This is a genomic window from Phytohabitans flavus, from assembly GCF_011764545.1.
GTDB lineage: Bacteria > Actinomycetota > Actinomycetes > Mycobacteriales > Micromonosporaceae > Phytohabitans > Phytohabitans flavus.
The window spans coordinates 4,940,941-4,954,188 of sequence record NZ_AP022870.1 but is presented as its reverse complement, the minus strand read 5'-3'; the positions used below and the strand labels follow the sequence as shown (position 1 = coordinate 4,954,188).

The following is a 13,248-nucleotide window of genomic DNA, read 5'->3' as shown; positions in this document are numbered from 1 at the left end:
TGTTCGGTCCACGAGGAGGACCTTTTATGTCCACGGACGGCTTGCTGCCCAGCTATGACAGGCTTTTCGGCGATTTGGATCTCCGTCCGGCGGACGAGACACGATCGGTTTACTCCCCAGCGGCGTACCTCGCGGATCTGCTGAAGCTCGCCGCCGACTCGGCGGACGGGAGCGAGGCCGGCGACGGGCTGGCCGCGCGAAGACCAGACCTGGCCGAGGTACCGCTGGACGCGGAGCACAGCTACACCGAGCTGCCGTACCTGGACATCGTCAACGAGGTGCTCGCCAAGCAGCTCACCGTTCCCGCGGGTACCGACGTGTGGACGCACCTCGCCACGCTGCCGTTCCCGTTCGTCGCACCGTTCTCGCTGGGGCACGAGCGGGTCCGGCAGTACCTGCGCCACCTCGGCGTGGACCCGGTCGAGCTGTACCGGCGCTTCACCCCCGGCCCCGACCCGGATGTCATCGCCCGCGAGTCCCTGGGGCTGACGCCCGGCGACGTGGAGATGGTCACCACCGTGCTCGGCGACGGCACCGAGCTGCGCGGCTGCTACAACCTCGACGACACCGGCGACGCGTGGGACAAGCTCGCCGGCGTGGACGCGTTCCGCCATGCCGCCGGCCTCACCCCGGCGGAGGTGGACGAGCTGCTCGCCGTCCCTTCGTCCACGGGGACGGCGCCGTCGTATCGCTGAGCGCCGACGGGCAGCGGCTGGTGATCGGCGCCGGTACCCTGCCGATCGCGATCGCCTGGTACGAGCGGGTGAACAGGTTCGTGCGGCTGGCCCGCCGTACCGGTATGTCCTTTGTGGACCTCGGTCTCGTGGTGCGGCTCTGCTGCGCCGGGCGGATCGACGCCGCGGCGCTGCGGCACCTCGCCGTGGTCAAGCACCTGTGCGGGTCCCTGGAGCTGCCGGTCGGCGCGGTGGTACGCCTTGTCGCCCCGGCCGAGGAGCTGGCCGAGCTCGCCGGCACCGGTGACCTCCTCGCCCCGGCGAACGCGGAGTACCGCCGCACGCTGGCGACCGCCCTCGGTCTCGCCGAGCGGGACCTCGTCGCCACGGTCGTCCGGTACCGCGACCGCCGGATCGAGACGGTGTTTCCCAACTCCGGTACGGGCCTGGCGGAGCTGTCCCTGCTGCACCGGATCGCCCGCCTCGCCACCGTCCTCGGCCTCCCGGTCACCGACCTCTTCACCGTGCTCGACGCGCTCGCCACCGACCCTTCGATCCAGCGCTTCACCAGCTTTCCGATCCTGATCGGCACCGGCGGTACCCAGGGCCTCGACGTGGACCGGGTGCTCGCCGGCGGTGACCCGGGCCCCGGCCTGTGGCTCGTGCAGACGCTCGTGGCCGTCGTGCGCTGGATGGGAACGACCGGGCTGGCCGCCGCCGACCTCGCCGGTGTCCTGCGCGCCGGCGGGCCGGCGGACGAGGAGGCCGACCTGGCCCTGCTGGAGCGGCTGGGCGAGGCGTTCGGGGAGATCGAGCCGACCGCCGAGGCGTTCTGGTCGGAGCGGTTCGGCGAGCGGGCCGCGCAGGTGATCCACGACGTCGCCGCCGGGGCGGCGGCCGTGGAGTCGGGTACGGCCGGCCGGCTGCTGCGGGTAGCGGCGGACCGGGTGGCGCGGACCGCGCACGAGGCCCTCGCCGAGCTCGGTACGGTCGCCGGCAACGACTTCCTCGGCCTCGGGCTCGGCGACCGCCTCGTCGCCAAGCTGTACGCCAACCTCATGCTCGCCGGCTACGTGGCGCCGGGCGGCACGGTCGTGCCCGAGCGGGTCCCCGAGGAGGCCGACGAGCTGCGGCTGCGCGGCGACTTCCGCGCCCACCGGGATCCGCTGTTCGCGCTGGTCGCCGGCCTCTGCGCGGCCTCCGACAACCCGTCCTGCTACCTGTCCGACCTCGCCGCGCTCACCGACCTCGACGACGCCGGGCGGACCGAGCTGTACGACAACCTCGTGTTCAACGGCTACCTCGCCACCTCCGGCGAGGTCATCGCACCGGACTTCTTCGCCGACCCGGCCAACGCCGCCGCGTTCGCGGTCGACGCGGACATCCCCGACCTCGCCACCGTCGCGGCCGACGTGCACGCGCTGCTGGTGGAGCGGCTGCTGCGGTTCGCCGCCGACCGGCCGGCGCTCGGTCCGGAGACCTTCGCGACGCTCCCTGTCGGCGAGCAGCAGCGGGCCGGCATCGTCGACAGCCTGACCTTCAACGGTCACCTGGACGCCGACGGCCGGTACACCGACCCGGGGGTCGTGGTCACCATGACCGTGGCGGAGCTGCGCCTGTCCGCGGAGTTCCACCCGTACCGCCACCGGGTCCTGGACGCCATGCGGGCCGAGGTCGTCGCCGCCCGCGACGCGGCGTACGCGCTGGTCCCGGAGGATCTCACCGACCTGGCCGACGCGGCGGTCGCACGGCGCGTGGCCGAGCTGCTCGCCAAGGGCCACCTGCGCGACGGCCGGCTCACCGACGAGACCGCCGCGCTGCTCGCCGACCCGGCGGCGACGCTACCGCTGCCCGGGTTCACCGAGCCGGAGAGCGCCACGATCGCCTACCAGCTCCGGGTAGTGCTGGACGACGCCCGCCCGTACCAGCTGGATCGCGCCGCGCTCGCCGAGCTCAAGTTCAGCGACGACGAGGCCCGGCGCCTGGCGAGGCAGCTCGTCGAGGCCGGCTACCTCACCGAGACGCTGACCGTCCCGGCCGACCGGGTGGAGTACTTCGGGTACGCCCCGAACGCGGTGGACTTCCGGCTGCCCGGGCTCGCCGACTACAGCGCGGACATCTTCTTCCTGCTGCACGCCGTGGCGACCGAGGTCGCCGCCGGTACCGCCGAGATCGCCGCCGGGCTCGCACGGCTCGCGGACGAGCAGCGCGCGCTCCTGCTCGCCACGCTGGAGGAGGCGCTCGGCGTGCCGGCCGCCACCGCTGCCGCCATCTGCGACGCGGTCGTCGGCGTCCGAGCCGTCGAGCTGCTGGTGGAGCCGGTACTCGACGCCCCCTCGACCGCCGCCGCGGACCCGGACCTGCGCCGGGCGCTGCGCCGCATGCGTGGGTTCGCGCGCTTCGCCGCCGCGGTCGCGCTGGGGCCAGACGAGGTGGCCGCCGCGTTCCTGGACCAGGACCTGGCCGGCAAGTTTTCCGAGCCGCTCGCGCTGCCGGCCGGCATCGACCGGATCGACGCGCTGCTGGAGAGCGCCGACGGCAACGTGTACGTGTTCCACGGCGCCGACGTGTGGGTGTACTCCGCCGCGTCCCGCCAGCTCGTCGACGCGCAGCCGAGGTCGCTCACCACTTTCGCCGCGCTGTCCAGTGTGGACGCCGCGTTCACGGACGCGGCGGGCGCCGAGTGGCTCGTCGGCCGGGACGGCGAGGGCGCGCAGCACACCTTTGTGCGGGAGGCCGGGCACCCGCGGTGGCTTCGGCGCGCGCACGAGTGGGGTGCGGTGGCGAACGCCTTCGCCGACGCGACGCGGATCGACGCCGCCTTCGTCGACGAGGGTGGCCGGGTCTACCTCTTCCACCGCGACCAGTACGTGCGCTACAGCGGCGCCGACTACGCCACCGTGGACGAGGGGTACCCGCGGCGGATCGCCGAGTGGTGGGAGACCGAGGGGCGCACCGCACCGCTGCCGGCCCGGTTCCGCCAGTCGCTGGACGCCGCCTTCCACGGCCGGGACGACACGACCTACCTCTTCGCCGGGGACAGCTTCTTCGCGGTACGGGACGGCGCGGTCGCCGAGCCGATCGCGGGCGCCTGGGGCCGGATCGCCAACGCGCTCGCCGAGACGGGGCGGGTCGACGCCACCTATGTGGACGGCTCCGCACTGTACGTCTTCTCCGGCAACCAGGTCACCCGCTACACCGGCCTCGTCGAAAGCGAGGGCCTTGTCGCCGACGAGGGGTACCCGCGGCGGATCGAGGCGCAGCTCGGGACGTGCCGGCCGAGTTCGAGGGTGGTGTGGAGGCCGCCTTCGCCGACGCGTCGCGCGCGGTGCACCTGTTCAAGGACGGCCGTACCGTGACCCTGCGGGACGGCACGATCAGCGCCGAGATGACCGCGCGGCGGTGGGGCCGGCTGCGGGCGGCGCTGCCCGGCGGCAAGGTCGACGCCGCGCTGGTCGGGCAGGACGGGCGCACCTACCTCTTCAGCGATGACCTCTACGTGCGGTACTCCGGTGCCGACTACTCCATCGTGGACGCCGGGTACCCGCGCCGGATCGCCGGCGACTGGGGCGGGCTGCGGCGGGTGGACGCCGCGTTCGTCGCCGACGGGGCGACCCACCTCTTCGGCGCGGCCGGGGCGCTCTTCGACGTCGCCGCCGGCCCGGACACCGAGGAGCTGGACGCCGGCCGGCTGTCGTGGCGGCTGCGCCAGCTGCTACAGACGCACGGCATCGCGACCGCCGCGGACGTGGCCGTCACCGGCGCCGCTCCGGAGTGGACGGTGACCGCCGAGGGCGGGATCCGCCTCGTGCTGCGCCGCGACGGCGGGCGGCTGGAGGTGAGCTGCGACCCGGCCACCGAGGTCGACTTCCACGTGCGGTACTCCACGAAGGACTATGCCGCCGCCGACCCGGGCTACCCCCGGCCGCTGACCGACAACTGGTGGAACCTGCCCGAGGAGCTGGCCGGTCCGGACGGGAAGTTCGCCAGCATCGACGCCGTCCTCACCGCCCGGGACGGGCGCACCTACCTCTTCAACGGCGGCAACTTCATCGTGTACGACAGCAAGCGCCGCTGGTGGTCCGAGCCGAAGACACTGGCCGGGCACTGGGACAGCGTCCCGTTTACGGGCGTGGACGCGGCGTTCGTCGGGGTGGACGGCCGGACGTACATGTTCTTCCGCGAGCAGTACGCGCGCTACTCCACGGCCGACTACAACCGGGTCGACGACAGGTACCCGGCGTCGATCACCCCCTTCTGGGGGAACGTGGTCAACAACATCGCCCGTACCGGGCGGGTCGACGCGGCGCTCGTGGCCGGCGAGCACACCTACCTCTTCTCCGGCGACCAGTTCGTCCGCTACACCGGCTCCGACTACTCCACTGTGGATATCGGCTACCCGCGGAAGCTAACCGCGCTCGCCGAGGAGCCGAGGCTGCGTAACCTGCGCACGCCCGTGGAGAGCGTCACGGCCGCGTTCGCCGACCGTGGCTCGGTGTACCTGTTCAGCGGCGACCGCTGCCACGCCGTCTCCAGCACCGCCCACCGCCGGTACGACGAGCGCGCGGTCGACAACGTGCGGTGCGCGCTCGTCGAGGACGGGATGGTGTACCTCGACCATTCCTACGGCTGGTACCGGTACGGCGCACTGGAGGGTGACGCGTCCAACCCGGAACAGGCCCGGCCCCGGCTGGTGCGGTCGCTGCCGCAGGAGTGGCAGGAGGGGAGCGACGCGATCCTGCGCGGCACCGACGGCAACACGTACCTCTTCCAGGGCAGCACCTGCGTCGACGTCGACCTCGGCCGGGCGTACCCGCTCGCCGAGGAGTGGGGCCGCCCGCGCAACGCGATCTACCACGACAACGCCGTGGACGCCGCGTTCGTCGGTGTGGACGGTCGCACGTACGTGTTCCGCGACGACCAGTTCGTCGTCTACACCGGCGACGCATACTCCGGCGCCGAGGCCGACGGCGGGCCGAGGGTGATCGCCGAGCACTGGGGCGGGCTGCGCCGGGTCGCGCTGGCGTACGTGCGCGGCGGCGTCACCTACCTGTTCGAGCCGGCGGAGGCGGACGGCACGGCGCGCTACGTCGCGTACTCCGGCACCGGCTACGACCGCCCCGACGAGGGATACCCGCGCACCGCCGACGCGTCGTTCTGGGAGCTGCCGGACGAGCACCGCCCGGCCGGCTTCACCATGCCGACCGCGGTGCTCGCCAGCGGCAACAGCACGCTCGTGGTGACCGGCGGGACGTACCTGGCGTACAACGAGGAGTCCGACGCCTGGTCGTACCCCCGGCCGCTGGAGCGGATCTGGCGCGGCATCGGCCCGGTCACCGGGCTGGTCACCGCGTTCACCGGACGGGACGGCGCCACGTACTTCTTCTTCGCCAACGGCGAGTTCCTGCGCCACGACGGCCGATCCTCGGGCGGGCGGCTGCGGATCGACGCGCACTGGGCCCGTACCCGCAACAACTTCCTGACCGACGACTCGGACGTCGTGAACGCGGCGCTGGTCCACCGCGGCGTCACGTACCTGTTCTCCGGCGACCAGTATGTGCGTTACAGCGGCCCGGACTACCGGTACGTGGACCCGGGCTACCCGAAGCCGATCGTCGGCAACATCCGCACGGAGAAAGCATTCGCCGCGCTGCCCGCCGGGGTGGAGGACGACCTCGCGGAGCGGTACGCGAACGGCAGCGGGTCGATGGTCGACGCCGCCGTCTCCGACCGGCGCACGGTCTACCTTTTCGTCGGGCGCACCTGCCACGCGATCTCGGACGAGGTGTACGCCAGCCACGCGGTGGGGGAGCTGCTCGGGAAGGTCCGCAACAACGTCGCCGACCTCGGGCGGGTGGACGCGGCGCTGGTCGCCGGGGAGTACACGTACCTGTTCTCCGGCGACCAGTACGTGCGCTACACCGGCACCGACTACCGCCGCGCCGACGACGCGTACCCGAAGACGATCGCCGCCGGGCTCTCGGCCGAGCTGGAGCTCCAGGCGCTGCCGGAGGAGTTCCACGAGCGCATCGACGCCGCGTTCCGGGAGGGGGACGCGACGTACCTGTTCGCCGGCAAGCACTACGTGCGGATCGCCGACCGTGCGGTGCACGTCGCGGAGCTCCGTGGCGTGTGGGGCTTGGTGCACAACGAGTTCCACACTGGACGGAGCGGGTTGGACGCCGCGTTCATGTCCGGCACCGGTGAGCTGTACGCGTTCGCCGGCGGGCAGTACGCCCGGTACGCCAAGGGCCGGCTCGGTACCGTCGAGGACGGCTACCCTCGGCGGATCCGGGACGACTGGGGCGACCTGCCGCAGGACTACGAGCGGGGCGTCGAAGGGGCGTTCCGGCTCGGCGACCGCACCTACCTCACCCTCGGCGAGGAGTACGTGCGGTACTCCGGCGAGCGGTTCGACGCGATCGACCGCACCTACCCGCAGCCGTTCCGGTACCGCTGGTCCGACGCGGCCGACTACCGCCTGAGCGACCTGCACACCATCGCCCGGTTCGCCGCGCTCGCCCGAAACCACCGTGACGCCGACGGCGGCCTCGCCGCGTTCGTGCTCCCCGGGCGGCCCGCGCTCGCCGACCCGTACGCGTACCTGGCCGAGCTGTTCGGCTGGGACGCCGCCGAGGTCACCTGGTGCCGGCGCAACGCCCGAATCCTCACCGGATTGGCGGCCGGCGGGCCGGACGGCGCCGACGGCGACCGGCTGGAGCTGGAGTTCCTGCTGGAGATGGTCGGCCTCTTCGAGCTCGCCGGCCGGCTCGGCACCGGCCCGTCCCGGGTGCACGGCGGTGTCTGGACGCCGCTGCACGGCGACGAGCCCGACCCGCACCACGCCGCCGACGCCCTCTACGACCTGATCGAACGCGGCACCGAGGTGGAGCGATGGCCGGGGCTGGCCCGCGAGCTGCACGACGAGCTGAACCTGCGCAAGCGGGACGTGCTCCTCGCCACCGTCCTCGCCGGCGGCGGCACCAGCCGCGACCTGTTCGCCCGGCTCCTCGTCGACGTCGACATGGGCGCGCGCGGCAACACCTCCCGGGTCCGCGAGGCGATCGCGGCGGTGCAGCTCTACCTCCACCGGTACCTGCTGAACCTGGAGCTGGCCGGCGGCGACGAGCAGACGCGGCAGCGGGTCAAGCAGTGGTGGCAGTGGATGCGCAACTACCGGGTCTGGGAGGCGAACCGCAAGGTCTTCCTTTACCCGGAGAACTACCTGCGGCCGGAGCTGCGCGCCGCCAAGACGCCCGCGTTCGCCGCGCTGGAGGGCGACCTGCTACAGGGCGAGATCACCGCTGAGGCCGTGGAGCGCGCGTACAAGCGCTACCTCGACGAGTACACCGAGGTGTCGCGGCTGACCATCGCCGGCGGTTACGTGTACACAAAGGACCAGCTGGCGGACGGACCCCGCCGGCTTGTGCTCTTCGGCCGCACCAGGACCGACCCGCGCCGGTACTACTTCCGGCGGGCCGAGTTCGCGGACCGCCAGAAGCTGTCCGGCTTGTGGGAGCCGTGGCAGCCGGTCGACGTGCGGATCGACGCTGACCACGTGCACCCGGTGCACGCGTTCGGCCGCGTCTTCGTCTTCTGGGTGGTGTCCGAGAAGGTCCCGGCCGAGGACCAGGCCGGCACGACGGTCGTCGCGCAGAGCGGCGAGGGCGGCCGGCAGACCGTCTCCGGGCAGGGGCCGACCGAGCGGGTACGGATCTTCTACTCCTTCCAGAACCTCACGAAGGAGTGGGCGCCCGCCCAGACGCTCGGCACCGGCGCCTCCGAGGAAGGCACGGTCTCGGACATCACGCTGCGCGTCGCGCCGCGGATGAAGGACACCGGCCAGATGTCCATTGTGGTCTCCTGCTCGTACTCCGTCACCGAGCCGGACGCCACCGAGTCCCGGCGCACCGCCGCGCTGTTCGAGCTGAATCCGGAGTTGTACAGCGAGAACCTGCCCGCCGCCGACGCCGCCACCACTCCGGCGCAGAAGGAGCTGCTGGCCGCCGCGACCGACCTCGACGCCAAGAACGCGCTGGCCGCCACCACCGAGCGCGTCGCGCAGATCTTCGTGGATCCGGTCGACCCGTCCTCGGTGGTGCGCTTCGACGCACCGGCCGGTACCGACTTCTGGTTCAGCGTGGACCACAAGGGCGGCAGCTTCCTGTGCCGCCCGGCGCGGGTGACCGGCACCGAGGTGACCCGGCTCCCGCGCGGCACCGGCAACCCGGACCGGCTCCCGGACTGGCCGAGGGTGCACGCGGCGTTCGAGCTGGGGGACGGCGCCCGGTACTTCTTCCACAACGACGAGCCTCGGCCGTCGTTCTCACGGTCCGCGCCGGAAGGCTGGCCGAGCACCCCGCCGGCGGCGACGGCTTCCACGTGGGGTCGGGTCAAAGCACTGCTGCCCGCGGCGGGCGACGTGACCGGGGTCTTCGTCCGGGGGCAGTACACCTACGTGATATGCGGTGAGTGGTACGTGCGGTTCACCGGCACGCCGTTCGGCGAGGTCGACCCGGGCTACCCGATGCCGGTCGCGACGAACCAGGACTACCTGCCACCGTGGACAAGGATCGACGTGGCCTTCGCCGCGGGTGGCAGAGAGTACTTCTTCGCCACCGCGGGCGCCGGCCGGTACGCCAACTCCAACGCCCTCGCCGGGGACGCCACACTCACCGCCTTCTGGGGCACGGAGGGCCCGCCGCAGGGGTTCGGCACGATCGAGGCCGCCGTGGTGGACGACACCGCGATCTACCTCCGGTCGGGTACGCAGTACCTCCGATTCCGGCACTCCACCGATATGCCGTTCGAGTCCTTCACAGGCCCGCTGCCGGTGCTGAACAACGGGCACGACCTCCCGACGGACTTCACGATCGGCGCCGGGATGCTGCACGGCAGGACCATGTACTGGTTCGACAACAACCGCCGCGAGTACCACGCGGATCCGAGGAGGGGCCGCCGGGTCACCCGTCCGACGTACCTCGCCAGCGCCCTCGCCGAGACCGGTCGGGTCGACGCCGCCTGGCTGGCTGGCAACCGCCTCTACCTGACCACCGGTACGCAGTATGTGCGGTACACCATCGGCGAGCAGGCCGGCTGGACTCCCTCCTTTGTGGACGAGGGGTACCCGAAAGAGCTGCCGTGGGCGGTGCAGAGCGCGTTCCGCCGGGACAACGACGTCTACCTGTTCAGCGGCGACACGTACGTGCGGATCGACGCCGACCAGGAGCCGTCCGAGCTGCCCGAACCGATGCCGGTCGCCGAGGCCTGGGGTGGCCTGCCACAGGAGGAGGCGCCGTACTTCGACGCCGCGCTGGACAGCGAGTCCGGCCTGTACATGTTCGTGGGCGAGCACTACATCGTGTTCCCGAAGACCGTGCAGGTTCGCCAGCCGTACGAGGTGGCCGGGCTGCCGTTCGAGATCATCCGGCTGACCGCCGGCACCGCCTCGACGCTGAGCCAGAAGCTGCTCACCGGCGGCGTACCGGCGCTGCTCGACCTGGCGACCCAGGAGACCGACGAGGTGGCGGTCACCACCGAAGAGGCCGCCACGGGCGCGATCCGGGTCAAGCCCGACCTCGTCGACGAGACCCGCCTGCCGACCGGCTCGCACCTGGACTTCCGGAGCGCGAACGGCCTGTACTACTGGGAAATCTTCTTCCACGCGCCGTTCCTGATCGCCCAGGCGCTGAACGGCGCCCAGCGCTTCGAGGACGCCAAGCGCTGGTACGAGTACGTCTTCGACCCCACCAACCCCGACTCGTACTGGCGGTTCCTGCCGTTCCTCGTCGTCGACCTGGACGCGCTGGCCGAGGCCGTCACCGGCGACCTGGCCGAGGTGACGGACGCCGGGCTGGACGCTGGCGACGTGACGGACGCGTTGAGGCCGGTCCTCACCGCTCTGCGCACCCTGGCGCCGGCCGTCGCCCAGAACCGGGACCCGGCTACCGAGGAGGAGCGGGAGGCCCTGCTCGACGCCATCTCGCCGGACGCGCACGCGGACATCGCGGCCAAGGTCGAGGCCCTCGCCGCCGGGACCGGCCTGACCGCCGTCCAGGGCGCCGCGGTGGCGCAGCTGCGCGAGCACACGCTGATGGCGGCCGACCTCGCCCGGGTGTTCGACGCACTCGGCGACCGGGAGAACCTGCTCAAGGCGTACCGGGAGGACCCCTTCGACCCGCACGCGATCGCCGACCTGCGCCCCGTGGCGTACCGGCGGGCGGTCGTCATGCGGTACATCGACAACCTGCTGGACTGGGGTGACCTGCTGTTCCGGCAGTACACGCCGGAGAGCGTGGACGAGGCGCGGATGCTCTACGTGCTCGCCTACGACCTGCTCGGCGAGCGGGGCAACCGGCTCGGCACCAGGATGTTGCCGGCCACCACCTCGTTCTCCTCGTTGGACGACGCCGATCTGATCGGGTACTTCACGAGCGGCGGGACGCTGGCGACCGGCACCGTGCACGCCGGGGTGGCCAGCACGTACTTCCACATCCCCGGCAACGACGCCTACGACGAGTACCGGGCGCGGGTCGAGGACCGGCTGGTCAAGATCCGGCAGTCACTCAACATCATGGGGATCAGCCAGCCGCTGCCGCTCTTCGCCCCGCCGATCGACCCGGCCGCGCTGGTCAGCCAGGTCGCCGCGGGCGGCGGGCTGGACGGGGTCGGTGTGGCCCTGCCGGTACCGGTGCCGCACCAGCGTTTCGCGGTCGCGCTCCGCCGCGCCCAGGAGCTCACCGACAAGCTCCGCCAGCTCGGCGAGACCCTGCTAAGCGCGCTGGAACGCGGCAGCGCGGAGGAGCTCGGCCTGCTCCAGCGGCGGCAGGAGCAGGAGATCCTCGCGATGACCCGGGCGGTGAAGGAGGCCCAGGTACGCGTCGCCGAGGAGACCGTCGCCGAGCTGACCGCCAGCCTCGACGCGGCGCAGGAGCGGAAGAAGCACTACGAGGCGCTGATCTCGACCGGCATGAGCGAGCGGGAACACGCCCAGATCGGTTTGATGGCCACCGCCGCGACGGTGCACTACGTGGCGAGCGTGCTGAAGGTGGCGGCCGGCTTCGCGTACGCGGTCCCCGAGGCCAAGTTCGGGCCGTTCATCATCGGCGTCGAGTCGGGCGGCCGGGAGCTCGGTGCCTCGATCGACAAGGCGGCGGAGACCGCGGAGTCGCTCGGCGAGGCGTTCAGCATGACCGGCGAGGCACTCGGCGTACAGGCACAGCACGACCGGATGGTCGAGGACTGGGAGCTACAGGTCGCTGAGGCCCAGGCCGACGGGCTCCAGCTGGAGCACCGGATCGCCGGCGCCAACCAGCAGCTGGCCATCGCCCGCGCCGAGGCCGGCCTGCTCGAACGGGAGATCGCGCACGGCGAGTCGGTGGCCGCGTTCCTGCGGGACAAGTTCACCAACGTCGAGCTCTACTCCTGGATGTCCGGCGAGCTGGCCGGGCTGTACTTCCAGGCGTACAACCTGGCGCACGAGGCGGCCCGCGCGGCCGAGCGGGCGTTCCAGTTCGAGCAGGGTGTCGAGGGCGAGGCGGCCACGTTCATCCGGCCGGCCTACTGGCAGAGCCGCCGCGGCGGCCTGCTCGCCGGCGACGCGCTCGCACTCGACCTGGAGCGGCTCGCCAAGGCGCAGGTTGACGGTGGTGGGCGCGGCCTGGAGATCACCCGGCAGGTGTCGCTGCGCGAGCTGGACCCGCTGGCGCTGCTGCGCCTGCGCGACTCCGGCAGCTGCGAGTTCGCGCTGACCGAGGCACTGTTCGACGGGGACTTCCCGGGGCACTACCGCCGCCAGATCCGGACCGTCACCGTCACGTTCCAGGACGGCGAGGGCGAGCCGCTGGCGGTACCCGCCACGCTCACCCAGCTCGGCCACAAGACTGTGCTGGCGCCCGATCCGCAGGCCGTGCGGTACCTGCTCGACCCGCAGGGCACGCCGCCGGCCGCGGTCCGCAGTGACTGGCGGGTCAGTCAGCAGATCGCGCTTTCCGAGCCGGACTACGGCCGGGAGAACAACGGCCTGTTCGAGCTCCGCTTCGACGACGAGCGGTACCTGCCCTTCGAGGGCACCGGTGCGGTCTCCCGCTGGCGCCTGGAGCGCGGTGGCCGGGCGGTACGCGACCTCTTCGACGTCGTGGTCACCGTGAAGTACTCCGCCGAGCAGGGCGGCCCGGTCTTCGCCAACGCGGTGCGGGGCCTGCTCAAGCCGTACCCGGCGGCCCGCTTCTTCGACCTGGCGCGCGACTTCCCGGACGAGTGGAGCGAGTTCGTCTCCGGCGAGGAGGGCCGGCTGGTGCTGCCGTTCACCCCGGAGATGTTCCCGGACCTGGCCGGCCCCCAGATCGGCGGCATCTACCCAACGTACGAGCTGGAGAACGGCTCGGCGACGCGGCTCGTGCTGGGCGGCGACCCCGCGCAGACGCTGACCGAGGGCAAGCTGCTGCCGACCCCGGGCCTAGCGGTCCACACGACCGGAGCGGCGACGTGGACATTCACAGTGGACGGTCCTAAGGAGAACCTGCTCAACGCAGGCCTCGTGCTGACCTACCAGGCCCGCGTCCACTAAGCGAGG

3 protein-coding genes are annotated in these 13,248 nt (G+C 72.2%); all 3 read left to right on the top strand.

Features of this window, described 5'->3' with window-relative positions; all coding sequences use genetic code 11:
* The first annotated feature begins 26 nt into the window (after window positions 1-26).
* The 3 genes from Pflav_RS21620 to Pflav_RS21610 are packed head-to-tail and all read left to right on the top strand — an operon-like array spanning window position 27 to window position 13,242.
* Entirely contained in the window at window positions 27-695 is a 669-nt protein-coding gene (locus Pflav_RS21620) for a Tc toxin subunit A (RefSeq protein ID WP_173037768.1), read from the top strand.
* A gap of 20 nt (window positions 696-715) precedes the next feature.
* A complete protein-coding gene (locus tag Pflav_RS21615; RefSeq protein ID WP_173037767.1) occupies window positions 716-4,033 on the top strand; it encodes a hemopexin repeat-containing protein in 3,318 nt (1,105 codons plus the stop codon).
* Window positions 3,946-13,242: a Tc toxin subunit A-related protein gene (locus Pflav_RS21610; protein ID WP_173037766.1), complete on the top strand. Its 9,297-nt coding sequence runs from the start codon at window positions 3,946-3,948 to the stop codon at window positions 13,240-13,242. The genes Pflav_RS21615 and Pflav_RS21610 overlap by 88 nt, the downstream gene beginning before the upstream one ends.
* The last annotated feature ends 6 nt before the right edge of the window (window positions 13,243-13,248 follow it).

What these genes read in the sequence shown, in the direction of transcription:
- Pflav_RS21620 (WP_173037768.1), top strand. Translation starts at nt 27, where the DNA reads ATGTCCACGGACGGCTTGCTGCCCAGCTATGACAGGCTTTTCGGCGAT.